Origin of the sequence: Mesorhizobium sp. Pch-S, from assembly GCF_004136315.1 — a bacterium.
Classification (GTDB): Bacteria; Pseudomonadota; Alphaproteobacteria; order Rhizobiales; family Rhizobiaceae; genus Mesorhizobium.
Map to the genome: position 1 here is coordinate 4,786,383 of NZ_CP029562.1, position 26,264 is coordinate 4,812,646.

The following is a 26,264-nucleotide window of genomic DNA, read 5'->3' on the forward strand; positions in this document are numbered from 1 at the left end:
AATGGCTAAAGGCACTATTCTACTGGCGGCCGGTGGCACCGGCGGACATCTGTTTCCCGCTGAGGCGCTGGCGCACGAGCTGATCGCGCGGGGCTGGGACGTCCATTTGGCGACCGACGACCGCGCCTCGCGTTACGCCAACCATTTCCCTGCGAAAGAGGTGCACACCATTCGCTCGGCGACTTTCGGATCGAAGAATCCGATCGCGCTGATCGGGGCCATGTGGCGCATCTGGCAAGGCGTGCGGCAGGCTTCCGGTGTCATCCATCGCATCAAGCCAGCGGTCGTCATGGGGTTCGGTGGCTATCCGACGCTGCCGCCGCTCTATGCTGCGACGCGGCGCAAGGTGGCGACCATCATCCACGAGCAGAATGCCGTCATGGGTCGCGCAAACCGTGCTCTTGCCCCTCGCGTTGATGCCATAGCCGGCGGTTTTCTGCCCGAGGACACCAGCGCCGCAGGCGCCAAAACCGTTACCACGGGCAACCCGGTACGGCCGGCTGTGCTGGAAGCAGCAAGGGCACCTTATGTCGCTTCGGCGGGCAGTGATCCATTCCGGCTGCTGGTGTTCGGCGGCAGTCAGGGTGCGCAGTTCTTCTCCGATGCCGTTCCCGATGCGGTCGCCCTGCTGTCCGATGCCCAGCGTGCGCGGCTCATCATCACGCAGCAGGCGCGCGCCGACGACGTCGGTCGAGTCAAGGATGCCTATGCCAGGCTCGGCATCGACGCGCAGGTCTCGCCTTTCTTCACCGATATGGCGCAGCGCATGGCTGCCGCTCATCTTGTCATTTCGCGTTCCGGTGCCTCGACTGTTTCCGAGATCGCCGTCATCGGGCGGCCGGCACTGCTGGTTCCTTATCCACATGCCCTTGACCACGATCAGGCCGCGAATGCGGCGGCGCTTGCGGCGGCTGGTGGTGGCGAGGTTCATCCGCAGTCAACGCTCAATCCCGAAACGGTCGCGGGTCTCATAAGCGCTGCAATGGAAGAGCCTGAACGTCTGGAAACAATGGCCGCGGCGGCGAAGTCGGTAGGCCGTCCGAACGCGGCGCGGTTGCTCGCCGACCTCGCAGAGGCTATTGCGTCGCGCAAGACGATAGAAGAATTCAGGAAGGAAACCCGCGCATGAAGATGCCGCAGACGATCGGCCTTGTGCATTTCATTGGCATCGGCGGCATCGGCATGAGCGGTATCGCCGAGGTTCTGCACAATCTCGGTTACCGGGTTCAGGGTTCCGACCAGGCTGAAAGCGCCAATGTCCAGCGCCTGCGCGACAAAGGCATCGAGTGTTTCGTTGGCCACAAGGCCGAGAACCTTGGCGAAGCCGAGGTGGTGGTGGTTTCGACCGCCATCAAGAAGGCCAATCCTGAACTGAAGGCCGCACGCGAAAAGAACCTGCCGGTCGTTCGCCGTGCCGAAATGCTGGCGGAGCTGATGCGTTTTCGCCAGGCGGTCGCCATCGGCGGCACGCACGGTAAGACGACGACGACCTCGATGGTCGCGACGCTTCTGGAGGCCGGCGGACTCGATCCGACCGTCATCAATGGCGGCATCATCAATGCCTACGGCACCAATGCCCGCATGGGTGACGGCGAGTGGATGGTGGTGGAGGCCGATGAAAGCGACGGTACCTTCCTGAAGTTGCCTGCCGATATCGCGGTCGTGACCAACATCGATCCCGAACATCTCGACCACTACGGCTCCTTCGATAAAGTGCGCGAGGCGTTTCGCCAGTTTGTCGAGAACGTGCCGTTCTATGGCTTCGGCGTGATGTGCACCGACCATCCCGAGGTGCAGGCGCTGGTCGGGCGCATCGAGGATCGTCGCGTCATCACCTATGGCGAGAACACCCAGGCTGACGTGCGTTTCTCCAATCATCGCATGGACGGCGCTGCGTCGGTCTTCGATGTGACCATCCGCAATCGCAAGGCTGGGGGCGAGACGGAGATTGCCGGCCTGCGGCTGCCGATGCCCGGTCGTCACAATGTCTCCAACGCAACGGCGGCAATCGCGGTTGCCAACGAGCTCGGCATCTCTGCGGAAGCGATCAAGAAGGGGCTGTCGGCATTCGGCGGCGTCAAGCGCCGTTTCACTCATACCGGTTCATGGAATGGTGTCGAAGTGTTCGATGACTATGGCCACCATCCGGTCGAGATCAAGGCAGTGCTCAGGGCAGCGCGCGACGCGACCAAGGGCCGCGTGATCGCAATCGCCCAGCCGCATCGTTTCACCCGCCTGCATGATCTGTTCGATGAATTCGCCTCCTGCTTCAACGATGCCGATACGGTGATGGTGGCGCCGGTCTATGCGGCCGGCGAGGACCCGATCGACGGGGCGTCTTCGGATGCACTCGTGTCTCGCATCCGCTCCGGCGGCCATCGAGACGCGCGTTACATCGAAGGGCCGGGCGATGTTGCGCCGGTCGTGCGCAAACTGGCAAAGCCAGGTGATTTTGTTGTCTTCCTGGGCGCCGGCAACATCACGCAATGGGCTTACGCGCTGCCGAAGGAACTCGCCGGAGCAGGGTCATGACACGCGGCACGGCGCTGCTGGAGAAACTCGGCGGCAGGCTGGCGGATCTGCGCGGCCGCATCACGCCCGATGCGGAGATGGACAAGATCACCTGGTTCCGCGCGGGTGGTCTGGCGGACGCGCTTTTTCAACCCGCCGACGAGGATGACCTCGCTGCTTTCCTGAAAGCCGTGCCGGAAGAGGTTCCGCTCACCATCGTCGGCGTCGGCTCGAATCTTCTGGTGCGCGACGGTGGTATCCAGGGCTTCGTGGTGCGGCTCTCGGCGAAGGGGTTTGGTGCGGCCGACGTGATCTCGCCGACGCAGATCCGCGCTGGCGCCGCCATCCCTGACAAGCGGGTCGCCGCCGTAGCGCTCGAGGCCGGCATAGGCGGTTTTCATTTCTACCATGGCATTCCCGGCGCCATCGGCGGTGCACTGCGCATGAATGCAGGCGCCAACGGCGTTGAAACGCGCGAGCGCGTCGTGGAGGTGCGGGCGCTTGACCGCCAAGGCAATGCGCACGTGCTGTCCAATGCCGACATGGGCTATGCCTACCGGCATTCTTCGGCACCGGCCGGCCTGATCTTCACCTCGGCGCTGTTCGAGGGGTATGCCGAAGACAAGGTGGCGATCAAGGAAGCGATGGATGCCGTGCAACATCATCGCGAGACGGTGCAGCCAATTCGTGAGAAGACCGGCGGTTCGACCTTCAAGAATCCGGAAGGCACCTCGGCCTGGAAGGAAATCGACAAGGCCGGTTGCCGTGGGCTGATGGTGGGCGGTGCGCAGATGTCGCCCATGCATTGCAACTTCATGATCAACACCGGTACCGCGACCGGCTATGATCTCGAAAACCTCGGTGAGACCGTGCGCGAGCGCGTGCTGGAGCATTCGGGCATCCGTCTGCACTGGGAAATCAAGCGCATCGGCAATTTCCGGCCAGGTCGCGAAGTGCAGGAATTCCAGGGACAGTTGCTGTAGGCCTCGGCAATCTTCAGATGTCGATGCCTGAACACCGGATCGCGCTTGCAGTCCGACAGGAAGCATTTTACGTCTATACATAAGCCAGGCTGGACCAGCCAAGCCGGGGAACAATCAAACGGGCTGGACCAGTGTCGTCGAAGCATGATTGTGCTTTGACTTGGCGTCGTATGGGGGCAATTCCAGCAAAAGTGCGCAGCGGTTTGTGTCTGGAATTGCGTGAAACAAAAGTTGGAGCGTTTCCACGTTGCCGTGAAACGCTCTAGTGTCGGCCGTAGGGAGGCATCCAATGAAACTGAAAAACGCAACGAAACTGGTCGTGGGTGGGCTATTGGCCAGCATGATCTCGACGGCGCATGCCGGCGAGACTCTCGACCGCATCATGAAGAACAAGGTTCTGGTCGAAGTCACTGATCAGGCCTATCCACCGTTCTCCTACATTGATGACAAGGGCGAGGTGGTCGGTTTCGACGTCGACATTGCGCGCGAAGTCGCCAAGCGCCTTGGCGTTGAGTTCAAGGTCGAGACACCGTCGTGGGAAATCATCACGGCGGGCAACTGGAAAGGCCGTTGGGACGTCTGCATCTGCTCGATGTCGCCGACCGCCGAGCGCGCCAAGGTCCTGACTTTCGTCAATGAATATTACGGCGCGCCTGCGGTGGTTGCCGTCAATTCCGACAATACCACCATCAAGAGCGTCAAGGATCTCGGCGGCAAGAATGTCGGCACGCAGGGCGGTACGCCTTACGAGAAGTACCTGCAGAAGGAACTTGTGATCGAGGTCCCAGGCAAGGAGCCGGTCAAGCCGGAATTCCCCTTTGGTGATGTGACGGTCAAGCCCTATGACACCGAAGACTTTGCCTTCCAGGATCTCGGGCTCGGTGACGGCAAGCGTCTCGATGCGGCGGTGGCCGGCTACCTGACGGTCGCAGAGCGCGTCAAGAAGTCGGGAGGCAAGCTGAAGATCGTCGACGACACGCTCTTCACCGAGCCTCTCTGGGTCGCCGTCGACAAGGGTGACCCCGAATGGGAAGCCAAGATCAAGGAAATCTTCAAGGCGATGTATGACGACGGCACGCTGAAGACGATTTCCGAGAAGTGGGTCGGCCGCGACATTTCGGCCAAGCAATAACGTCAGGGGCGGTCGGGCGTGGCGTCAGAACAAACAACCGGCCAGACACGTGCCGGCGCAGTGGACAAGGCGTTTCGGATTCGTGTCGGCATCGTCTGGCTTGTGCTGCTGGCGCTGTTCGTTGCCTTCTTCCTGTCTTTCGGGCTCGACCTGCCCTTTATCGTCGACAAGTTCCCGGCGCTGGCTGGCTTCACGCTGAGCCGCGCCGGGTTCATACAGGGTGCGGTTCTCACCCTGTATGTCTGCTTTTTCTCCATCATAGCGTCGGTCATTCTGGGGCTACTGGCGGCGCTGGGGCGCCTGTCGAAGAGTTCCATCGCCTACGGGATTTCGACCTTCTACACCTCATTCTTCCGTGGCACGCCGCTGCTGGTGCAGATCTTCCTGATCTATCTCGGCATTCCGCAGATCGGACCGGTGCCGGCAGCAATCCCTTCCGGCATCATCGCGCTTTCCCTGAATTACGGCGCCTATCTCAGCGAGATCTTTCGCGCCGGGCTTCTGTCGGTGCCGGCGGGTCAGCGCGAGGCGGGCCTGGCGCTGGGTCTGCACCCCTGGCAGTTGATGGTGAAAGTGGTGATGCCGCAGGCGATCCGTGTCGCCATCCCGCCGACCGGTTCGCAGTTCATCGCGATGCTGAAGGATTCCTCGCTGATCTCTGTGATGGGTGTCACCGAGATCATGTTCGTGGCGCAGTCCTATGGTCGTGCCAGCTATCGCTATATCGAGATGCTGACGACCGCCGCTGCGATCTACTGGTTCCTGTCGATCATGTTCGAACTGGTGCAGGCGCGGCTGGAAAGCCATTTCGGCAAGGGCTACCGCGCCCGCTGAAGCGTTTCCGTTTTCAGGTATTCTTGGGCGTCCTTCGTTGTGAAACCAGCGCAACCAGAATGCTGAGGGCGATACCAGCGGTGGCGATCCAGAAGGCTGCCCGCATTCCCTCGCTGAGGGCCAGGCCCAGCGCCTCACCATTGAGGCCACCGATATGTCGGTTTGCGATAGCGATCAGGACAGCGAGCCCAATGGCATTGCCGACATTCAGCGTGGTTGACGCCATGCCGGAAGCAATGCCCTGTTCATCGTGATGCACGCCCGAGGCGGCGGAGATCCACATAGCGGTCCAGACGATGCCCTGGCCGATGCCTGAGACGATCAGGCCGGGCGCCAGCGCCAGATAAGAACTCTCCGGCGTTGTCGCCGGCACCATCAGCGCGGTGCCGATGGCACCGATCACCATGCCGCCGATCAGGCTGGAACGGTTGGAGAAGCGCGTCGAGAGGCGTGCGCCGACCTGCGTGCCGGTGGCGATTGCGACAGACGGTACGAGGAAGGCGACGCCCGTCTCCAGCGCGGAATAGCCCTGTACGTTCTGAAACAGCACGGTGAGGAAGTAAGGCAAGGTACCGAAGGTCGCCATGTAGAGGAAGGTGATCGTCATGCCGGCAACCAGGCTGCGGTTGCGGAACAGCCGCAACGGCATCAGAGGATCGCGGCTTTTCGCTTCGATGATGGCGAAGGCGAGGAGCAACAGCACCGCGAGCCCAGCACTCCATAGGATGGAAGGCGACAGCCAGCCATAATCCGGACCCTGCACGAGGGCAAAGACCAGCAAGGTCGCTCCAGCTGTAACGGCGAGGGCGCCTGCAAGGTCGAAACTGCGGCGTTCGTGTTGCCTGGGATCGCGCGGGATGACGAAAAAGGCTGCGACGATGGCAGCACCGGCAAGCAGTACGTTGACATAGAAGACCGACGGCCAGCCGAAGGCGGCCGTGAGGAAACCGCCGGCCAGCGAGCCGATTGTCAGGCCGCTGGCGCCCGCGCCACCCCAGACCGCGAGCGCACGGTTGCGCTCCGGGCCTTCCTCGAACAGCCGGTTGACCAGGGAGAGCGTCGCTGGAAACAGAAATGCACCGCCGATGCCCTGTACGGCGCGAGCTCCGATGATGATTTCTGGCGCCCAGGCGAGAGCGCCGATCAGTGAGGACAGTGCGTAGAGCCACAAGGCGAAAATGAACATGCGCCGCTGGCCGATCAAATCGGCTGCGCGTCCGCCAAACAACAGGAAGCCGCCGGTGAAGACGGTGTACACGCTGACCACCCACTGCAGTGTCTGGTTGGAAAAGCCGAGGCCGGCGCCGATCTCCGGCAGGGCAACGAAGACGATGTTGAGATCGAGCGCGATAATCAGCTGCGCAAAGGCAAGCAAGGCAAGGGTGGCACCGCGCCGCGCTCCGCTTCGAGCAGTGGGGTCGTGTATCAGGGCTTCGTTTGACGCACTCATTGGGACAAGCTCCTATGCCGATTCTTTGTCGATCGACAAATAACGAAAGCTTGCATTGAGATGTCAAGCGAATTATTTGTTGATCGATCAAGAATGGAGAAGCCGATGGCGCGCCCCAGGGAGTTCGATCGCGATGAGGCGCTTGTGAAGGCGCGCGATGCATTCTGGGTGCGTGGCTACGAAGGCACGTCGATGGCCGATCTCGTTTCGGAACTCGGCATTGCTTCTGCGCGCATCTATGCCGCCTTTGGCTCGAAGGAGGATTTGTTCCGCGAGGCGATCGGTCTTTATGAAGCCAGGGAGGGTGGCTTCGTGGACAGGGTTCTTGCCGAAGAACCGACGGCGTACCGGGCGATCGAACGCATCCTGCGCGAAGCCGTGGAAACCTACACGCGGCCCGGCAAGCCCTGGGGCTGCATGGTGGTGACGGCGGCGACAAACTGTGCCGCTGAAAACAGCCGCCTGCAGGACTGGCTTGCGGACCGGCGTCGCCGGCAAACAGCAGCCATTGTCGGGCGCCTGGAGCGGGCACGGCACGATGGCGAGTTGGTCGAAGACACCGACATGGAACGTCTCGGCGACTACCTGACGGCAGTCATGCACGGCCTTTCCGTGCAGGCGCGCGATGGTGTTTCCGCCGAGCGGCTGGCAGCGCTGTGCGACTTGTCGTTGCAAACGGTCGCCGGTTTCCTGAGGCCTGGCGCGAGCTGATTTCCGCCGGTTGCGGGAGGATGGTTTCCGCTGTTGTGCCTGTTGCGCGAAAGCCTGTGCCGGCGTTGCAGAAAAGACTCAAAAGCCGGCTTTCGAAGCGCTTTTTTTCAGAAAGTGAATCCGCTGGAATCATAGGGGCTTGTCAGTGAATCAACTCTCTGATTCTTTGGGGCAACAGCGTTTCCTGATTTGAGTCGTTCGACGCGTGGGGCCGCGTTTCATCTGGGGAAGTCATTCTCCGGACGTGGGTGATTCATGTCTGGAAAATGGAAGTGTGGACCCGCCGCTAGAGGGATGACGGGGTGATGAAGAAGAAACATGTGGCCGTCCTGCTGGGAGGTTTTTCGTCCGAGCGGCCCGTGTCCTTGTCTTCCGGAAAGGCCTGTGCCGATACGCTTGAGGCGGAGGGGTATCAGGTCACTCGTGTCGATGTCGGGCGTGATGTTTCCTCTGTTCTGGCTGAGCTGAAGCCGGATGTCGTTTTCAACGCCTTGCATGGTCCTTATGGCGAGGACGGTACCATCCAGGGCGTGCTCGAATTCCTTGGGATTCCCTATACGCATTCCGGCGTGCTGGCCTCGGCGCTCGCCATGAACAAAGAGCAGGCCAAGAAGGTGGCCAAGACGGTTGGGATTCCGGTTGCTGAGTCTCGGGTCATCGACCGTTTCACCATCAAGAACGAGCACCCGATGCGGCCGCCCTATGTGGTGAAGCCTGTCAACGAGGGGTCGAGCTTCGGCGTCGTCATCGTCAAGGAGGATCAGTCACATCCGCCGCAGCTGATCTCGTCGCCGGAGTGGAATTATGGCGAGGAGGTCATGGTCGAGCGTTACATCCATGGACGCGAATTGACCTGTGCTGTGATGGGCGATGTGGCGCTCGGTGTCTGCGAAATCATCCCGACCGGCCATTCCTTCTACGATTATGATTCAAAATACGTTCCGGGTGGATCAAAACACGAGGTCCCTGCTAAAATTTCACTAAATATTTACCAAAAAATACAGACACTGGCCCTCAAGGCTCACCAAGCGATCGGTTGCCGGGGCGTCTCCCGGTCGGACTTCCGTTACGACGACCGTCATTCCGAAAACGGCGAGGTTGTCTGGCTCGAAATCAACACGCAGCCGGGTATGACGCCGACGTCTTTGGTGCCGGAGATCGCTGCCCAGGCAGGGCATTCGTTCGGCGAGCTGTTGAGTTGGATGGTGGAGGACGCGTCGTGTCGGCGTTGAACTGGGGGCAGAGCGGAAGAAAGGGTGCGATGCCGCGCGCCCGCTTCGGTGCGTCCTCGTGGCTCGATCGTTTCGTGCTGCCCAGGATGCTGCGCAAGCCCGTGCGTACGCTCGGCCGGCTCACGCGCGGCGACTTCGATGCGCCGCCCTTCGCGGCGACGGTGATCAATACTGTCTTTCTTGCTTCCTCGCTGACCTATGGTGCCTATCTCGGTGGTCATCTCGATGGCTTCGTGCAGGACGTGACCGCCCGCACCGGCTTTGCGGTCGACCAGATCAAGGTGGTCGGCAATCGCGAGACATCGGAAATCGACATCCTTGATAAGCTTGATCTGAACGGCTGGACCTCGCTGGTTGGTTTCAGCGCCGAAGGTGCTCGCGAGCGCATCGCGCTGCTGCCCTGGATCCAGTCGGTGGCAGTGCGCAAGATTTATCCGCATCTTCTCGAGGTGCGCATAGACGAGCGGCAGGCTTTCGCCATCTGGCAGCGGGGCCCGGAGCTCTCGGTGATCGAGAAGGATGGTCGAATCATCGCGCCTTACACCGGCGGCGATCAATCGAAGTTGCCACTGCTGGTCGGGCAGGGCGCGCCTGAGCATGCTCCGGCGCTGATGGCCAAGGTGGCCGGCTTCCCTGAACTTGCCTCAAGGGTTCGTGGCTACATCCGTGTCGGTGATCGCCGCTGGGACATCAAGCTGGACAACGGGGTTGTCATCAAGCTGCCGGAGTTCGACGTCGATCAGGCAATGGCCGAGCTGGTGCGCCTCGATCACGAAAAGGGGTTGCTGTCGCGCGACATCGCTTCGATCGACATGCGCCTCTCCGATCGTTTGACGGTGCAGTTGACGCAAGAGGCTGCGACGGCGCGTGAGGCGGCGCTGAAGGAGCAGGCCAAGATGGCAAAGCGCAAGGCGGGGCAGCAGATATGAGTTGGCTCGGCAGCAACAATGACGGAGCCTCGCGACGGTCCGGCGTGCTGACGGTTCTCGACGTCGGCTCGAGCAAGGTCTGCTGCGTGGTGGCGAAGCTGAAGCCTTGCGAGGAAGGCCATCTGCTGCGTGGCCGGTCGCATCGCATCCAGGTCATCGGTATCGGCCACCAGAAGTCGCACGGCGTGAAGTCGGGCGTCGTCATCGATCTCGACCGCGCTGAACACGCCATCCGCCTGGCGGTGGACGCGGCGGAGCGCATGGCCGGTCTCACTGTGGACTCGCTGATCGTCAATATGACGGCGGGCCGCCTGAAGAGCGAAACCTTCAATGCCACCATCAATCTCGGCGGTCACGAAGTCGACGAAAACGACATCAAGCGGGTGCTGGGGGCCGGCGCCAAGCAGGCGCTGAAGTCCGAGCGCGAAGTCCTGCACGCCTTGCCTGTGGGCTTTTCGCTGGATGGCGAGCGTGGCGTGCGCGATCCCCGCGGCATGGTCGGCGACACGCTTGGCGTCGACATGCACGTCATGACCGGCGACTCGGCGCCGCTGCGCAATCTGGAACTCGCGATCAACCGCTCGCATCTGTCGGTCGAGCGTCTGATCGCCACGCCCTATGCCGCGGGCCTGGCTGCGCTTGTCGATGACGAACTGGAAATGGGCGCTGCCTGCATCGACATGGGCGGTGGCACCACCACGATCTCTGTCTTTTCGGAAGGTAAGTTCGTCTACGGCGATTCGATCCCTGTTGGCGGCAATCATGTCACGCTCGATCTGGCCAAGGGCCTGTCGACCTCGCTGGACGCAGCGGAACGGTTGAAGGTGATGCATGGCTCTGCCTTGCCGGGCAGCTCGGACGATCGCGATCTCGTCACCATCCAGCCGATCGGTGAGGAGGGCGAGGCGCCACTGCAAATTCCGCGTTCGGTGATGACACGAATCATCCGGGCCCGTATCGAAGAAACCCTGGAGCTGTTGCGCGAGCGGCTGAGCAAGTCCGGCTACGGCAATGTGGTGGGCAAGCGGGTCGTTCTGACCGGGGGCGCCAGCCAGCTTGCCGGCATGCCGGAAGCAGCTCGTCGCGTGCTGGGACGCAACGTGCGCGTCGGACGCCCGCTCGGGGTTGCGGGTTTGCCGGAAGCGGCGAAAGGACCGGCTTTCTCGACCGCGGTCGGGCTTATGATCTATCCGCAGGTTGCTTCCTTCGAGAGCCATCCTGCCTTTGGAGCCTCCCGTTTCAAGATGACTGGAACAGGGGGAAGACTCCACCGCATGAGTCAGTGGTTGAGAGACAGTTTTTAGTTGAGTTGACGGGGACAGCCCCATAAGCGGCCGCGACGGCGAAGCGGCGGTAAAGGCAAAAGGACGAGGACTATGACGATCAATCTGAAAAAGCCGGACATCACCGAGCTCAAGCCACGCATCACCGTCTTCGGTGTCGGCGGTGGCGGCGGCAATGCGGTCAACAACATGATCACGGCGGGCCTGCGTGGCGTGGAGTTCGTCGTGGCCAATACCGATGCGCAAGCGCTCACCATGTCGAAGTCGGAGCGCCTGATCCAGCTCGGCGCGCATGTCACCGAGGGCCTCGGCGCGGGTTCGCAGCCTGAAGTCGGTCGCGCCGCTGCGGAAGAATGCATCGACGAGATCACGGACTATCTGTCCAACACCCATATGTGCTTCGTCACGGCGGGCATGGGTGGCGGCACCGGCACGGGCGCAGCTCCGGTCGTTGCACGTGCTGCTCGCGAGAAGGGCATCCTGACGGTTGGTGTGGTCACCAAACCGTTCCATTTCGAGGGCCAGCGTCGCATGAAGACTGCCGATCTGGGCATCGAGGAACTGCAGAAATGCGTCGATACCCTGATCGTCATCCCGAACCAGAACCTGTTCCGGCTCGCCAATGACAAGACCACCTTCGCCGACGCCTTCGCCATGGCTGATCAGGTGCTCTATTCGGGTGTTGCCTGCATCACGGACCTGATGGTCAAGGAAGGCCTGATCAACCTCGACTTCGCCGACGTCCGTTCGGTGATGCGGGAGATGGGCAAAGCCATGATGGGCACGGGCGAGGCCAGTGGTGAAGGCCGCGCAATGGCAGCAGCCGAAGCTGCGATCGCCAACCCGCTGCTCGATGAGACCTCGATGAAGGGTGCCAAGGGCCTGCTGATTTCGATCACCGGTGGCCGCGACCTCACCCTGTTCGAAGTGGACGAAGCCGCCACCCGCATCCGCGAGGAAGTCGATCAGGACGCCAACATCATCCTGGGTGCGACTTTCGACGAGGATCTCGAAGGCGTCATTCGCGTCTCGGTCGTCGCGACCGGTATCGACAAGTCGGCCGAGCAGATCGCCGCTGCTCCGATTTCGATCCGTGCCGCACAGCCGAAGGCGCCGGCGCGCCCGGCGGCCATTCCGGCCGCCGAGGTGCGCACTGCTCCGATGCCGCAGGCGGCACTTCATGAAACGCGTGCTGCTGACCCGGTCGCGGAAGCCATCCAGCAGGCGGAGGCCAATGCGGCTGCGTTTGCTCAGCAGCCCCGCGTTGCGCAGGCTGCCCCGCAGGATGATTTCCGTCCGCAGAGCAAGCTGTTCCAGGCACCTCCGGCTCAGCCGCAGCCTCACCCGGTGATGCAGCAGGTTGCGCCACAGCCGGCTCCGCAGCCCGTGCGTGAAATGGCTCCGCAGCAGCCGGTTGCAGCCCAGCCTCGCATGCCGCGCGTCGAAGATTTTCCGCCGGTCGTGCGGGCTGAAGTTGAAGCAAAGCAGCATCCGGTCGACCATGAAGAGCGCGGCCCGATGGGTCTTTTGAAGCGCCTCACCAACGGTCTGACCCGCCGCGAGGAAGAGCCGGCCCGCCTGCAGCCGGCACAGCCACGCGAGCCGAAGCTGCGCCAGGCTGCTCCGGAAGTGCGTCGCCTCGCGCCACAGGATGCCCAACTCTACGCTCCACGCCGGGGCCAGGCCGACGACCATGGCCGCTTCGCGCCGCAGCAGCGGGCGACTCATGAAGACGATCAGCTGGAGATTCCGGCCTTCCTGCGCAGGCAGGCCAACTGATCTTCTGACGGATTGTAACAGTTGTTAACAGGCAGGCGGACGACCGCCTGCCTGTTTGCTTTAATAGTCGTGGAAAAACAAACACTTGTATGTTGCTTTTATGCTCCCTTAGCCGTTACATCGGGTAAGAAAGCGTGATTTGGAGTATGCCTGAGGGGCCACTATCTTCCGCGGGCAACAATGGCAGTGGGTGTTTTGGGGATGTGCCCCGCTGGCTGGAAGATCAAAGGCAGCGACCGAGAAGCCGATTGGCCGCGCCGTAAGGGCACATGGGGATCAGCTTGCAGGACTACCAGACAACGCTGAAATCGCGCGCGACATTGACCGGTATTGGCGTTCACAGCGGCAATACCGTTACCATCCATTTCCTGCCTGCCGATGCCGACACGGGCATTGTTTTTCACCTGATTGATGGTGAGCAGCCGGTGCGGGAGTTTCGTGCGCTGGTTTCCGAAGTCGGTGCGACCGACCTCTGCACCATGCTCGGCGATCCGGTCGGCCAGCACATCGCCACTGTCGAGCATTTGATGGCCGCCGTGCTCGGACTTGGCATCGACAACATGGTCATCGAGATCGACGGGCGTGAGGTGCCGATCCTGGACGGCAGCTCGATCGAGTTTGTCGAAGCTATCGATCAGGCGGGTATCGAGATTCTCTCGGTGAAGCGTCGCTTCATCCGCATTCTCAAGACGGTCCGTATCGAGAGCGGTGCTTCCTGGGCCGAGTTCCGTCCCTATTCGGGTACCCGCTTCGAGGTCGAAATCGATTTCGAGAGCCCGGCGATCGGTCGGCAGAGCTTTGCCACAGACCTCACCGCAGACGCTTTCCGCAACGAGATCGCGCGCGCACGCACCTTTGGCTTCATGAAGGACGTCGAGCGCCTGTGGGCAGCGGGTTACGCTCTCGGCTCCTCGCTCGACAATTCACTGGTGATCGGCGACGACCATCGCGTCATCAATGTCGGCGGGTTGCGCTATCCCAACGAGTTCGCGCGACACAAGACACTGGATGCCATGGGTGATCTGGCGCTGGCTGGCGCACGCTTCATCGGCTGCTTCCGGTCCTATCGCGGCGGCCATCGGCTCAATGCGGCAGCGCTTCGTCGTCTGCTGTCGGACCGCACTGCCTTCGAAGTGGTGGAAACGACCCGCCGCGGCCGTTCAGGTGAGATGAGTGCCATCAGCGCACCAGTCTACGCACCCTGGACGATCTGAATTTCGCCGGCTTTATGATCGAATGGGTGCCTGTTGCACAGGCGCACCACTTTGGTCGGGAAATCCTGATCCTCAATTCATGGCGGATTGCGCCACAAAATTGCACGATTGCGGGGTGATAGCGTTGCCGCGCGCGCTGTTTTTGGTTTATGGCTGCTCGCCGACGTGGGCAATGGCGCCGAGAGGGCGAATTTCGATCATGTTTTTCAGACAGGCCGACCAGTTGAAAACGCCGTTATCGGCGGCTTTTCTCGCACTTTCGGTGCTCGCCGCTCCTCTGGCTCTTTCGGGTTGCATGTCCTCGGAAAAGGATATCGACCTGTCGACCTATGTCGAACAGACCGAACCGGCCGACGTGCTCTACAATCAGGGCCTCGCCAACATGAATGCCGGCCGCCTCGATGAAGCGGCCAAGAAATTTGCCGCCGTCGATCGCCAGCATCCCTATTCGGAGTGGGCTCGCAAATCGATGGTGATGGGGGCTTTCACCAACTATCGCCAGGGCAAGTATGACGACGCGATCAGCGCCGCCAAGCGTTATCTGACGCTTTATCCGTCCACCGACGAGGCCGCCTACGCGCAGTACATCATCGGTCTCAGCTACTACAAGCAGATCGAGGACGTGACCCGCGACCAGAAGGAAGCCAAGCTCACCATCCAGACCATGCAGGAACTGGTGACGCGCTGGCCGGATTCCGAGTATGTCGAGGATGCCAAGACCAAGATCCGCTACGCCAACGATCAGCTGGCGGGCAAGGAAATGCAGGTCGGCCGCTACTATCTCGAGCGCAAGGAATACCTGGCGTCGATCAAGCGCTTCCGCAACGTGGTCGAGAACTATTCCAACACCCGTCATATCGAGGAGGCGCTGGCGCGTCTGACCGAGGCTTATTATGCGCTGGGCCTTGTCGACGAGGCGCAGACCGCAGCAGCCGTTCTCGGTCAGAACTATCCGGACAGCCAGTGGTACAAAGACTCCTACAAGCTCCTGCAAAGCGGTGGCTTGCAGCCGCGCGAGAATGCCGGCTCGTGGATCTCCAAGGCCGGCAAGCTGATCACCGGCGGCGCCTGACAGGGCAAACCGCGCGCCTCATGGGGCGCGCGCAGCCGTCCTTGATGCTATAGAGCGCCGATGCTCTCCAGGCTATCGATTCGCGATATCGTCTTGATCGAACGGCTCGACATTGATTTCGCGCCGGGCCTTTCCGTTTTGACCGGTGAAACCGGCGCCGGCAAATCCATCCTGCTGGACGCGCTGTCTCTGGCGTTGGGTGCACGTGGCGATGCCTCGCTGGTACGTCATGGCGCGGCACAGGGCCAGGTGACGGCTGTTTTCGACGTTCCACGCAATCACCCGGCACGCGAAATCCTGGCCGAGAATGCCATTGACGACGATGGCGATATCATTCTGCGTCGTCTGCAGACGGCGGACGGCCGTACACGCGTCTTCGTCAATGATCAGCCGTCGTCCGTTACACTGATGCGCGATATCGGCCGCGCGCTGGTGGAGATTCATGGCCAGCACGATGATCGCGCACTGGTCGATCCGGGCGCGCACCGCGACCTGCTCGACGCTTTCGGTGGTCATCTCGGTGTCGTGCATCGCACCGGCGAGTCCTGGCGGTACTGGCGGCAGGCCGAGCAGGATCTGGCGCGTCATCGTGCCAAGGTTGAAGCCGCGGCGCGGGAAGCCGATTACCTTCGTGCTTCGGTGGCGGAACTTGCCAAGCTCGATCCGCAACCCGGTGAAGAAACGGAATTGGCTGAGCTCCGTTCGGTCATGATGCGGGCTGAAAAGATCGCTGCTGAAATCCACGATGCCCAGGACGTCTTGTCCGGCCCCGCATCGCCATTGCCGCAACTCGCAAGTCTGCTCCGGCGTTTGCAACGGAAGGCCGGTGAAGCGCCAGGCTTGCTCGAAGACGTGGTGAAGTCGCTGGACGAAGCGATGATCTCGCTCGATGCCGCGCAATCCGGGGTCGAGGCTGCACTGCGTGCGACCGAGTATGATCCCCAGCGGCTGGAAAAGGCCGAGGAACGGTTGTTCGCGCTGCGAGCGGCCGCACGCAAGCACAATGTCGTCGTCGACAATCTCGCCCAGTTGCGCGACACGATGTCCGCTGATCTTGCTGATCTGGATGCCGGCGAGGAGAAGCTTGCCGCACTGGAGAAACAGGCAGCCGTAGCGCGCGAGGCTTATGACCAGTCGGCCTCGGAATTGTCAGGGCTGCGTCAAGCCGTGGCCTCCGGGCTCGCCAAGGCGGTGATGACCGAACTCCCTGCATTGAAGCTGGAGCGGGCCGAATTCATTGTCGAGATATCCAGCGAACCGGCCAATCGACTGGAGGAGGGCATCGACCAGATCGAGTTCTGGGTGCGCACCAATCCCGGCACCAGGCCGGGCCCGATGATGAAGGTCGCTTCAGGCGGTGAACTTTCGCGTTTCCTGCTCGCACTCAAGGTGGCGTTGGCCGATCGCGGTTCCGCACCGACCCTGGTTTTCGATGAAATCGACACTGGCGTGGGTGGCGCTGTGGCTGATGCGATCGGCCAGAGGCTGGCAAGGCTTTCCACGCGCGTGCAGGTGCTGTCGGTCACCCATGCGCCTCAGGTAGCTGCGCGAGCGGCGACGCATTTCCTGATTTCGAAGTCCGGTACAGATCGTGTCGCCACCGGCATCGCCGAGATGGATCGTACCGCACGCCAGGAAGAGATCGCCCGCATGCTGGCGGGTGCCAGCATCACCGACGAAGCGAGAGCGGCGGCAGAGAGGCTGCTGCGCGAGAATAAAGTCGCGTCGTGAACTGTCGGGAGTGACGGCCACAAGCGGCGGAAACGGTTTACTTTTCGAGGGAATTTGCCGATGACGTTGGCTGCCCGCAGTTGGGAAGTGGTCGCGCCATGTCTGAACAGAACAAGCCCATCGAAGCTTTGAGTGCCGAAGAAGCGGCGGCGGAACTCGAGCGCTTGGCCGCCGAGATCAGAGAGCATGACCGCCGTTATCATGGCGAAGATGCGCCAATCATCACGGACGCGGAGTATGACGCCTTGCGGCGACGCAACGCTGCGATCGAGGAGGCGTTCCCGGATCTGGTACGGTCCGACAGCCCGACCGGCTCTGTCGGATCGGCACCGGCCGAAGGCTTCGCCAAGGTTCGCCATGCCGTACCGATGCTTAGTCTCGCCAAGGCCTATACCGATCAGGATGTGGTGGATTTCCTGGAACGGGCGAAGCGTTTCTTCGAGCGCGACAAGGATTTCGACATCGCGTTCACGGCAGAGCCCAAGATTGATGGGCTCTCCGCGTCGCTTCGTTACGAAAATGGTGTTTTCGTCCAGGGTGCCACGCGTGGTGACGGCGCGGTTGGTGAGGACATTACCGCCAATCTGAAGACCATCGCCGACATCCCACACAGGCTGAAAGGCTCGGGCTGGCCAGAAGTGATCGAAATCCGTGGCGAGGTCTATATGACCTACGCCGAATTCCAGGCTTTGAAGGAACGCTCCGCTGCCGCGGGTGGCCAGGACTACGTCAATCCGCGCAACACGGCGGCCGGCTCATTGCGGCAGAAGGATCCGTCCGTTACCGCCAGCCGCAACCTCAAATTCTTTGCCTATGCCTGGGGCTACACTTCCGAAGACCCTGCGCCGACGCAATATGAGGCGGTGCAGAAATTCGCCGGCTGGGGATTTAAAGTCAGTCCGCTGATGGTCCGCGCCAGATCGGTGGACGATCTGATCGCTCAGTACAGGCTTATCGAGGAGCAGCGGTCTTCGCTCGGTTACGATATCGACGGCGTCGTCTACAAGGTCGACCAGCTCGAGTTGCAGCGCCGCTGGGGTTTCGTCACAGGCGAGCCGCGCTGGGCGGTTGCGCATAAATTCCCTGCCGAGCAGGCGACGACGATCGTGCGCAAGATCGACATCCAGGTCGGCCGCACCGGAACGCTGGCGCCGGTTGCCCGGCTGGATCCAGTGACCGTGGGCGGTGTCACCGTCGTCAATGTGACGCTGCACAACGAAGACTACATCAAGGGCTTCGACAGCAACGGCGAACCGATCCGCGAGGGCAACGATATTCGTATCGGCGACACGGTGGTGATCCAGCGGGCAGGGGATGTCATCCCGCAGATCGTCAGCGTGGTGGTCGACAAACGCCCCGCTGCGGCCGTGCCTTATGAGTTCCCGCATGCGTGCCCGGTCTGTGGCTCGGCAGCGACGCGGGAGATCAACGAGAAGACCGGTAAGGAGGATTCGCGCCGGCGTTGCACGGGTGAACTGATCTGTCCGGCGCAGGCGGTTGAGAGACTGCGCCATTTTGTTTCGCGCGGTGCAATGGATATCGAAGGACTGGGTGCCGAAAACATCGATCTGTTTTTCAACGCCGGCCTCCTGGAAACCGCTGCGGACATTTTCAGACTGAAAGACCGGCGCGCGGAGGTACAGCAGGCTCTCTTCGAGAGGCGCGAGGCACAGGCGCAGGCGCGCGAGGCCGCCAAGGGCGCGACCCGCAAGAAGGTGCTCACCGCCGAGGAGCGCACCTATGAAGGGCTCGAAAAGCTTTTCGACGCCATCGATGCGCGCCGTGAACCGGAACTCGATCGTTTCATCTTTGCACTTGGCATCCGCCACATCGGCGAAACGACGGCCGCTGCACTTTCGAAGACATTCTCGACGGCGGAAGAGTTCATCCGCGTGGGCAAGGAAGCGTCTCAGGCGGATGATCCGAAGACCGTCTTCCCGTCCATCAACGGGATTGGCGATACGGTCATCGGTGCGCTGTGCGACTTCTTCGGCAATGAGCGTAACGATGATGTGCTGGACGCATTGCTGCAGCAGGTTCACCCCAAACCCTATATCGTCAGCGTGTCGGCCGACAGCCAGGTCGCCGGGAAGACCGTGGTGTTCACCGGATCCCTGGAGAAGATGTCACGTTCGGAAGCCAAGGCGATGGCCGAACGGCTGGGTGCTAAGGTCGCCGGATCGGTCTCGGCCAAAACCGACCTCGTGGTTGCCGGACCTGGCGCGGGCTCGAAACTCAAGCTGGCGAGCGAGCTGGGCATCGAGGTCATCGACGAGGACACCTGGTTCGAGAGGGTTGGGCGAAGCGTGTGATGGCCGGTACGTTCTCTGGTTTTGGCCAGAAGGCCATTCCGTTCCTGAAGGCGCTCGATTTCCACCAGAACAGGGAGTGGTTTCAGGAAAACCGTGACCTGTTTGAAAGCGAGTTGCGCGAGCCGCTTGGCAATCTGGTCGAGACGCTTTCCGAGCGCTTCGGCGCTGTGGGGCTTGGCTTGCGCGGCGACCGCAAGAAGTCGCTGTTCCGCATCAACCGCGACGTGCGTTTCTCCAAGGACAAGCGTCCCTACACCACGCATGTATCCGCGATCCTGTCACCCGACGGCACCAAGATGGAGCAGGGCGTTTTCTTCTTTCATCTGGGTCTCGACGCCTGTTTTGCCGCGGTTGCCTGGTGGCAGCCTGAGACCGCAATGCTGCAGGCAATGCGACGTGCCATCGAGACGAGGCCGGAACAGTTCCGCAAGCTGGTGGCCGTGCTGAAAAAGGGCAAGCTGGAACTCGGCACGCAAGGCGCCATGAAACGCATGCCGCGTGGTTTCGAACATGTCGCCGATGCCGATCTTGCAGCAGCGATCCGCAACCGGCATTTCGTGGTGCGACAGGATGTCGAACCGACATCCATCCATACGCCGGAGCTGGCCGATATCCTGCTCGATTTCGTCATCCGCGCCCGGCCTTTGCTCGACTGGGGCAGGGCGATACAGGGCACGGCCGTCCTGCCCCCGCAGAACTGAAGCGCGCCGGAAAGCATCATTTTCGCTGATCGTTTGGCTCAAGCGAATTGGTGTGACATCCGGCAGTTGGCTACCTACATGTCACCCCTCCAGCGCGATACGCAGATTCAAGATGTTGGAGCGTTCCTTGCGCGTCCAAACGGATGCGCGGCGCACTAGAGGGAGTGGCCGATGTCATCGGAAGCAATCGCCGAGAGGTCCAGAGCAGGCGAGTTCTGGGACGGTGTGCGGCTCAGCACGCCGGTCGTGGTGGCTTCCGCGCCATTCGCCATGCTGTTCGGGGCGCTTGCCGTCGACAACGGATTTTCAGTTTTTGAGGCGACGCTGATGAGTGCCGCCGTCTATGGCGGTGCCAGTCAGATGGTTGGTATTGAGCTGTTCGGCCAGCATGTCGCGCCCTGGCTGATCGTGCTTTCCATCTTTGCCGTGAATTTCCGCCACGTGCTGTATTCGGCCGGCATCGGCAGACGTATCGCGCACTGGCCGATTGTACAGCAGGTACTCGGCTATTTCATTCTTACCGATCCGCAATATGCCATTTCCGAGCGCAAGGCGGAATCCGGTCAGGCGGTGAGTTTCATCTGGTATCTCGGGCTCGGACTGCCGGTCTATGTGTTCTGGGTCGCGGAAACGGCGCTCGGCGCCTATTTCGGCCGGCTGATCAGCAACACCCATTCGCTCGGCATCGATTTCCTGCTGCCGATCTATTTCTTCGGCCTGGTCATGGGGTTCCGCAAACGCCCGCTGTGGTTACCCGTGGTGGCAGTGAGTGCCGTCGCTTCGATCATCGCCTACAAGACGGTCGGCTCGCCCTGGCATGTGTCGATCGGCGCGGTTGCCGGCGTCCTGCTCGCCGTCATCCTGCCGCCGCATCACAGCGGCGTCGGCACCAAACCCGGCGCAGAAGGGGAGGAGCAGCCATGAGCGCGACATTCTGGATCATCATCGCGGCTGCCATCGCCACCTATCTCACCCGCGTTGGCGGCCATCTCGTCATCTCGCGCTTTGAGCGCGTGCATCCGCGTGTCGAGGCGGGATTGAATGCTGTTCCGGCGGCGGTGCTAACGACGCTGGTCGCGCCTGCGGTATTGAGCGCCGGACCTGCCGAGTGGGCTGCGCTCATCGTGGCAGGCGCAGTTTCGCTGCGCGGCGGTCTGTTGTCGATGTTCCTTGCCGGAGCCGCCGTGCTGATCCTGGCGCGGCAGTTCATGGCCTAGAGCCTGCTTGCAGAACAGGCGCGCCTCAAAGAGGCGCCGTCGCCTTTTCCAGCCAGGCCAGAGTTTCGCCGTCGACCATCGGGCCGATCTCGGCGAGGACGCGGGCGTGATAAGCATCCATCCATTCGAGTTCGGCCTTGGTCAAAAGATCGGTACGGATCAGCCGACGGTCGATGGGAGCGAGGGTGAGCGTCTCGAAACCATGCATGGCGATGTCGCCACCCTCGATCTCTTCCGCCGGGGTGACGATGATCAGGTTTTCGATGCGGATGCCGTAGTGACCTTCCTTGTAATAGCCGGGCTCATTGGACAGCATCATGCCGGCTAGTAGTTTTTCCGTGCCGGTGCGTGCAATGCGTTGCGGTCCTTCGTGTACGGCGAGGTAGGAGCCGACGCCGTGGCCGGTGCCATGCGCGAAGTCACATCCGTGACGCCATAGGGCCATGCGTGCCACCGCATCGATTTCCGAACCGCGCGTGCCTGCGGGGAAGCGCAACATCGAAATGCCGATCATGCCCTTCAGCACCAGGGTGAAACGCTCACGCATTTCTTCCGTCGGTTTGCCAACCGGGACGGTGCGGGTGATATCCGTGGTGCCGTCCTGATATTGCGCGCCGGAATCGAGCAGGAACAGTTCGTCCTGGGCAAGCTTGCGATTGGTTTCCGTCGACACGCGGTAGTGCATGATGGCGCCGTTGGGGCCGGCACCGGAGATGGTGGCGAACGAAACGTCGCGGAGCGGCATCTGCGTTTCCTCGCCGGTCTGGCGGCGCGCCTGCTCGAGTTGTTTGACGACGGTGATCTCGTCGAGCGTGCCGGGCTCCTGCCGGTCGAGCCAGCACAACAGCTTGGCCACGGCAGCGCCATCACGGCGATGCGCGGCACGGCTGCCGGCGATTTCGGCCTGGTTCTTGACGGCGCGCGGGATACGAGCGGGATCCGCGGCCGAAACGACAGTCCCGCCATTGTCTTCCACCAGCGTTCGCAGCCTGTCAGCGGCCAGCACCGGGTCGAGCGCAATTTTGGCGCCGTTCTTCGCCAGATCCACGATCGCGCCTTCGAACTCTGCTGGTTCGTGCGGGTCGCAGAGCTGGGTGAGATAGGCCGCAACGGTGCGCGAGAATTTGCGGCTGTCCATGAACAGCTGATGCTTGCCGTCGGCCGCAAGGATGGCGAAGCCGAGCGCCAGCGGCGTGTGCGGTACGTCGCCGCCGCGAATGTTGAAGGCCCAGGCAATCGAAGAGGGGTCGGTCAGCACGGCATGCGTGGCGCCTTCCTTCGCGATCGCGGAAGCGAGCCGTGCCAGCTTGTCCTTGGCAAGCTCGCCGGCAAAAGCCTGCGGGTGCAGTTCCACCGGAGCGATCGGCGCATCGGGCTGATCATCCCAGATGATATCGATCGGGTTTTCGGCTGCCGGTATCAGTTCCGCGCCCGATTTTGCCGCCGCGGCTTTCAGTGCCTTTACCTCGCCGACCGTGTGCAGCCATGGATCGAAACCAAGGCGCGCACCCTTGCCGAGATTTTCCGGGATCCAGGAGGCGGGCGGGTTGTCGATCAGGCTTTCGATCGCGAAGATGTCGAGATCGACCTCGGCGCGCACCTGCAGCGTGTAGCGGCCGTCGACAAAGATGAAGGCGCGATCGCGCAGCACGATAGCCACTCCGGCCGAGCCGCTGAAGCCGGTCAGCCAGCGCAGCCGTGCCGCGCGGTCCGGAACGTATTCGCCCTGGTGCTCGTCGGCACGGGGCACCAGGAAACCATCGAGGCCATTCTCGCTCAGCCAGCCACGCAGCCTGGCGACATGCGGTTTGCCCACGGTGGGATCGCCGGCAGGGTCGAAAGTCTGGAACATCGATGCAAACCCGTCATTGTTCGATTGCGTGGCGGACCGTAGCCGCGTGGTCGGCGCCTGACAATCGGCGCTCTGGAGCAATTCCAGGAAAAGTGTGGAACGGTTTTCCGCCCGGAATTGCGAAAAAACAAGGAGTCAGAGCGTTTCCGCGTTTCCGTAAAAACGGAAACGCTCTGAGAGCAATTCCAGGAAAAGTGTGAAACGGTTTTCCGCCCGGAATTGTGTCAAAACAACGAGTTAGAGCGTTTCCAGGTTTCCATGAATGGAAACCTGCCTTGGTCCAGCTCAGCGCTTCATATGGATCGTCACCCAGCCTTCGCGGTGGGTGGTGCGCACGTGCCGGAACTGTTGGCCGGTATAGGCTGCCACGACGGCATCGCGCTGACGATCCAGGATGCCGGAAAGCACGATGGAGCCGCCGGGCGTCAGGTATTTCGCCATCTCCGGCGCAAGTTTCATCAGCGGTCTGGCGAGGATGTTTGCGACGATGAGATCAAAGGGCGCCCGGGCGGTGAAGATCGGATGATGGAAGCCGGGCGCAGTCACTGTCTCGACGAGGCTGGACACATGGTTCAGTCGCGCATTGGCGGCAGCGACGTCAACAGCGACAGGGTCGATGTCGGTGGCGAGCACCGGGATGTGGGCGAGGCGAGCGAGGGCGATGGCCAATACCGCGCTGCCGGTGCCGAGATCCAGCGCGTTGCGCGGCTTCTCGCGGATGGCGACGCGCTCCAGCATGGCCAGGCAGCCGGCGGTGGTGCCGTGATGACCGGTGCCGAAAGCCAGCCCGGCTTCAATCTCGATAGCGATATCGCCGGCATGGCGTTTCTGGCGATCATGGGCGCCATGCACCAGGAAGCGGCCGGCGCGAACCGGCTTGAGGCCTTCGAGCGAACGTGCCACCCAGTCCACGTCGGGCAACACTTCGCGCTCGACCGTTCGTGCCAGCCCCAGGGCGGTCAGTTCGGCCTTCAGCCGCGCCTCGACCGGCTCGATGTCGCCGTCGGCATAAAGTGAGACCTCATGCAGGTCGCGTTCTTCGTCGAGTTCCAGCACTGCGAGTGGCAGGCCATCGTCCTCGAAAACGGTTTCGAGGACGCCGAAAATGCGATCGGCCTCGGCTTTGGAAGCGATCAGATAGAGGCGGGTCTGGCCCATGGCACCTGTCTTGCGGCGTATGCCGCTTTAGAAGCTGATTAGCCGTCTTTGGCCAGCCGCTTCAATTTGGCAAGTGCGGTATCGGGATTTTCCTCATAGGCGATGGTTCCAAACCAGTCGCCCTTTCGGTTCAGCATCAGCACCGATGCAGTGTGATCCATATTGTAATCGCCGCCACCTGTGTCGACCCGTTTAAAATAGATGCCGAAAGACTTGGCCATAGCGCGCACCTTGTCGGGCTCGCCGGTGATGCCGGTGATGCGGTCGGAGAAGTTGCTGACATAGCTCTTCATGATATCGGGCGTGTCGCGCTCAGGGTCGACGGTGACGAAATAGACCTTGATGTCCTTGCCCTCGTTGCCCAACTTATCCAGCCAGCCGGCCATCTGGGCGAGTGTGGTCGGGCAAACTTCCGGACAATGGGTAAAACCAAAGAACAGGACCGTCGGCTGACCGCGGAAAGCGGCTTCGGTGACGGGTTTGCCGGCCTGGTCAGTAAGCGCGAAGGGCGCGCCGTAGGGCTGGCCGCTGAAGCGGGCGTGATACCACTCGAAACTCATCCAGCCGATCATGGCCACCATGAGCACGAGAATGCCGACGAGGATGAAGCGCATCATGGGAATCTTTCAGGACAGAGATATTTTTATGTCGCAGCCAGATTTTTCGGAGGAAGCCGCGCAATTAAATCAGGTTCGAGCGGGACCTTATCGTCTTGCCGGAATGAGCGCAAAGCGCGTCATTGCCGCAACCCCTGTGCATCAAGGCTTGCAAGACGGCTTTCCCAGCCCCAACTGAACCGGACAATCGGCCAGCCCAAGGAGGGTTTCTTGTTCTCTCAAACCACGCGAAAACTGCTCGGCGGGGCGCTCGTAGCCTGTTTTGTCGGTGTGACCGGGGTGGCCCTGGCACAGCAGGTCGGCAAAGTCGGCGTCGACTGGCTCGGCAATGATATCGTCGTTGAGGCAATCAAGGACCCCAAGGTGGAAGGGGTTACCTGCCACGTCTCCTATTTCGATCGCGGCGTCATCGACCGGCTGCAGAAGGGCAACTGGTTCGAAGATCCGTCGGATTCGGCGATCTCGTGCCAGCAGACAGGGCCGATCAGCATCGGAGACATCGACTTCAGCAAGGGCGGCGAAGAGGTGTTCAAGCAGGGCATCAGCCTGATCTGGAAGAAACAGGTGGTCAACCGGATCTACGACAAGGCCAACGATACGCTGGTCTATCTTTCGCATTCGCGCCAGGTGCAGGATGGATCGGCCAAGATGGCGATCTCGACCGTGCCGCTGTACAGCCAGAACGTCACCTGGAAGAACGGCAAGCCGCAATAGAACGGCTTGCGGGGCGTGCTGGCGGCGCGTAAAGCCGCGTCATGGACCGTACCGAAGACCTCGTGCCCAAGGATCCGGAACCGCGCATTCATCCGACCGCGGAACTGAAATCGTGCCGGCTTGGCCGCTATACGGCCATCGGCGAGCGCGTCGTCCTGCGCGAGGTGACAGTCGGCGACTTCTCCTATTTCGAACGCCACGCCGAAGCGATCTACGCGACCATCGGCAAATTCTGCTCGATTGCCGCCAACACGCGCATCAATGCACTTGAGCATCCGATGGAGCGCCTGACTACCCATAAAGTCAGCTACCGGCCGAATGAGTATTTCCGCTGGCTCGGTGTCGACGGCGATTTCCGTGAGCGTCGGCGCTCGAAACCGGTCAGCGTCGGCCATGACGTGTGGATCGGCCACGGTGCGGTGATCCTGCCCGGGGTGACAGTCGGCAACGGCGCGGTGATCGGTGCCAACGCCGTGGTGACCAGGGATGTTCCCGCCTACACGATTGTCGCCGGTATCCCGGCCAAACCGTTGCGCCGACGGTTTTCGAAAGACATTGCAGCGCGCATTGAAGCGCTGACCTGGTGGGACTGGCCGCCGGAGAAGCTCGCCAAGGCTATTCCGGACATGCAGGCGCTGGAAATCGAGAACTTTCTCGATCACTGGGAACGCCAAGCCTAACAGCTTCCGACGACGCACATCGCTCCGCTTTAACCATGGTGGCTTGCCGAGAGTTTCCGTGCAGGTCTACGGCAGTTTCGTCTTAACCAATCATGGTAACCAAATTATTTAACGTAAAACATTAAAGTTAAAAAATGGAAAACGCCATGTAT

Annotated in this window: 24 protein-coding genes; 20 read left to right on the top strand and 4 right to left on the bottom strand. The window is 61.5% G+C overall.

Annotation, left to right across the window (positions count from 1 at the left end):
* The first annotated feature begins 1 nt into the window (after position 1).
* The 5 genes from murG (at position 2) to C1M53_RS22400 (ending at position 5,460) form a co-directional block, all read left to right on the top strand.
* On the top strand, positions 2–1,129 hold the full coding sequence (gene murG / locus C1M53_RS22380; RefSeq protein WP_129414235.1) for an undecaprenyldiphospho-muramoylpentapeptide beta-N-acetylglucosaminyltransferase: 1,128 nt from the start codon (positions 2–4) through the stop codon (positions 1,127–1,129).
* Positions 1,126–2,532, top strand: a complete 1,407-nt coding sequence (gene murC / locus C1M53_RS22385) for a UDP-N-acetylmuramate--L-alanine ligase (RefSeq protein ID WP_129414236.1) — start codon at positions 1,126–1,128, stop codon at positions 2,530–2,532. Before murG ends, murC begins: the two co-directional genes overlap by 4 nt.
* Entirely contained in the window at positions 2,529–3,494 is a 966-nt protein-coding gene (murB, locus tag C1M53_RS22390; protein ID WP_129414237.1) for a UDP-N-acetylmuramate dehydrogenase, read from the top strand. The genes murC and murB overlap by 4 nt, the downstream gene beginning before the upstream one ends.
* 289 nt (positions 3,495–3,783) lie before the next feature.
* Entirely contained in the window at positions 3,784–4,626 is an 843-nt protein-coding gene (locus C1M53_RS22395; protein ID WP_129414238.1) for a transporter substrate-binding domain-containing protein, read from the top strand.
* An 18-nt stretch (positions 4,627–4,644) separates the two neighbouring features.
* The gene (locus C1M53_RS22400; RefSeq protein ID WP_129414239.1) at positions 4,645–5,460 is read left to right on the top strand and encodes an amino acid ABC transporter permease; all 816 of its coding nucleotides are present in this window, start codon (positions 4,645–4,647) and stop codon (positions 5,458–5,460) included.
* 13 nt (positions 5,461–5,473) lie between these two features.
* On the opposite strand, the gene C1M53_RS22405 is transcribed toward C1M53_RS22400, so the two are convergent.
* Positions 5,474–6,910, bottom strand: coding sequence for an MFS transporter (locus C1M53_RS22405; protein WP_129414240.1), 1,437 nt, complete (start codon positions 6,908–6,910; stop codon positions 5,474–5,476).
* Between the two features lie 105 nt (positions 6,911–7,015).
* Here C1M53_RS22405 and C1M53_RS22410 point away from each other — a divergent pair, with 105 nt between their 5' ends.
* The 12 genes from C1M53_RS22410 to C1M53_RS22465 all read left to right on the top strand — a co-directional run bounded on the left by C1M53_RS22410 (position 7,016) and on the right by C1M53_RS22465 (position 21,091).
* Entirely contained in the window at positions 7,016–7,621 is a 606-nt protein-coding gene (locus C1M53_RS22410) for a TetR/AcrR family transcriptional regulator (protein WP_129414241.1), read from the top strand.
* A 305-nt stretch (positions 7,622–7,926) separates the two neighbouring features.
* On the top strand, positions 7,927–8,853 hold the full coding sequence (locus C1M53_RS22415) for a D-alanine--D-alanine ligase (RefSeq protein ID WP_129414242.1): 927 nt from the start codon (positions 7,927–7,929) through the stop codon (positions 8,851–8,853).
* Positions 8,841–9,782, top strand: coding sequence for a cell division protein FtsQ/DivIB (locus C1M53_RS22420; RefSeq protein ID WP_129414243.1), 942 nt, complete (start codon positions 8,841–8,843; stop codon positions 9,780–9,782). The genes C1M53_RS22415 and C1M53_RS22420 overlap by 13 nt, the downstream gene beginning before the upstream one ends.
* Positions 9,779–11,086 (top strand): cell division protein FtsA, encoded by a 1,308-nt coding sequence (gene ftsA, locus C1M53_RS22425; RefSeq protein ID WP_129414244.1) that lies wholly within the window; start codon positions 9,779–9,781, stop codon positions 11,084–11,086. The genes C1M53_RS22420 and ftsA overlap by 4 nt, the downstream gene beginning before the upstream one ends.
* A gap of 72 nt (positions 11,087–11,158) precedes the next feature.
* On the top strand, positions 11,159–12,844 hold the full coding sequence (gene ftsZ / locus C1M53_RS22430; RefSeq protein ID WP_129414245.1) for a cell division protein FtsZ: 1,686 nt from the start codon (positions 11,159–11,161) through the stop codon (positions 12,842–12,844).
* Between the two features lie 269 nt (positions 12,845–13,113).
* Positions 13,114–14,058, top strand: a complete 945-nt coding sequence (gene lpxC, locus C1M53_RS22435; RefSeq protein WP_129414246.1) for a UDP-3-O-acyl-N-acetylglucosamine deacetylase — start codon at positions 13,114–13,116, stop codon at positions 14,056–14,058.
* 199 nt (positions 14,059–14,257) lie between these two features.
* A complete protein-coding gene (locus tag C1M53_RS22440; RefSeq protein WP_129414247.1) occupies positions 14,258–15,130 on the top strand; it encodes an outer membrane protein assembly factor BamD in 873 nt (290 codons plus the stop codon).
* A 60-nt stretch (positions 15,131–15,190) separates the two neighbouring features.
* Positions 15,191–16,861: a DNA repair protein RecN gene (gene recN / locus C1M53_RS22445; protein WP_129414248.1), complete on the top strand. Its 1,671-nt coding sequence runs from the start codon at positions 15,191–15,193 to the stop codon at positions 16,859–16,861.
* A 98-nt stretch (positions 16,862–16,959) separates the two neighbouring features.
* On the top strand, positions 16,960–19,173 hold the full coding sequence (ligA, locus tag C1M53_RS22450; RefSeq protein WP_129414249.1) for an NAD-dependent DNA ligase LigA: 2,214 nt from the start codon (positions 16,960–16,962) through the stop codon (positions 19,171–19,173).
* Complete coding sequence (locus C1M53_RS22455; protein WP_129414250.1) at positions 19,173–19,874, top strand: TIGR02453 family protein; 702 nt, start codon at positions 19,173–19,175, stop codon at positions 19,872–19,874. Before ligA ends, C1M53_RS22455 begins: the two co-directional genes overlap by 1 nt.
* Positions 19,875–20,045: 171 nt before the next feature.
* The gene (locus tag C1M53_RS22460; protein WP_129414251.1) at positions 20,046–20,798 is read left to right on the top strand and encodes an AzlC family ABC transporter permease; all 753 of its coding nucleotides are present in this window, start codon (positions 20,046–20,048) and stop codon (positions 20,796–20,798) included.
* Positions 20,795–21,091, top strand: coding sequence for an AzlD family protein (locus C1M53_RS22465; RefSeq protein ID WP_129414252.1), 297 nt, complete (start codon positions 20,795–20,797; stop codon positions 21,089–21,091). Before C1M53_RS22460 ends, C1M53_RS22465 begins: the two co-directional genes overlap by 4 nt.
* A 25-nt stretch (positions 21,092–21,116) precedes the next feature.
* Here C1M53_RS22465 and C1M53_RS22470 read toward each other — a convergent pair whose 3' ends face one another.
* The 3 genes from C1M53_RS22470 to C1M53_RS22480 form a co-directional block, all read right to left on the bottom strand.
* A complete protein-coding gene (locus C1M53_RS22470; protein ID WP_129414253.1) occupies positions 21,117–22,943 on the bottom strand; it encodes an aminopeptidase P family protein in 1,827 nt (608 codons plus the stop codon).
* A 285-nt stretch (positions 22,944–23,228) separates the two neighbouring features.
* Entirely contained in the window at positions 23,229–24,101 is an 873-nt protein-coding gene (locus C1M53_RS22475) for a 50S ribosomal protein L11 methyltransferase (protein WP_129414254.1), read from the bottom strand.
* 38 nt (positions 24,102–24,139) lie between these two features.
* Positions 24,140–24,718 carry an SCO family protein gene (locus tag C1M53_RS22480; RefSeq protein WP_129414255.1) on the bottom strand — a complete coding sequence of 193 codons (579 nt, stop codon included), beginning with the start codon at positions 24,716–24,718 and terminating at the stop codon, positions 24,140–24,142.
* On the opposite strand from C1M53_RS22480, the gene C1M53_RS22485 reads away from it, so the two are divergent.
* The 3 genes from C1M53_RS22485 to C1M53_RS22495 are packed head-to-tail and all read left to right on the top strand — an operon-like array spanning position 24,705 to position 26,112.
* The gene (locus C1M53_RS22485) at positions 24,705–24,896 is read left to right on the top strand and encodes a hypothetical protein (RefSeq protein WP_129414256.1); all 192 of its coding nucleotides are present in this window, start codon (positions 24,705–24,707) and stop codon (positions 24,894–24,896) included. The two genes, C1M53_RS22480 and C1M53_RS22485, sit on opposite strands and share 14 nt — an antisense overlap.
* 56 nt (positions 24,897–24,952) lie before the next feature.
* Entirely contained in the window at positions 24,953–25,432 is a 480-nt protein-coding gene (locus C1M53_RS22490; protein WP_245488639.1) for a CreA family protein, read from the top strand.
* A 41-nt stretch (positions 25,433–25,473) separates the two neighbouring features.
* A complete protein-coding gene (locus C1M53_RS22495) occupies positions 25,474–26,112 on the top strand; it encodes a DapH/DapD/GlmU-related protein (RefSeq protein WP_129414258.1) in 639 nt (212 codons plus the stop codon).
* Positions 26,113–26,264: the final 152 nt, after the last annotated feature.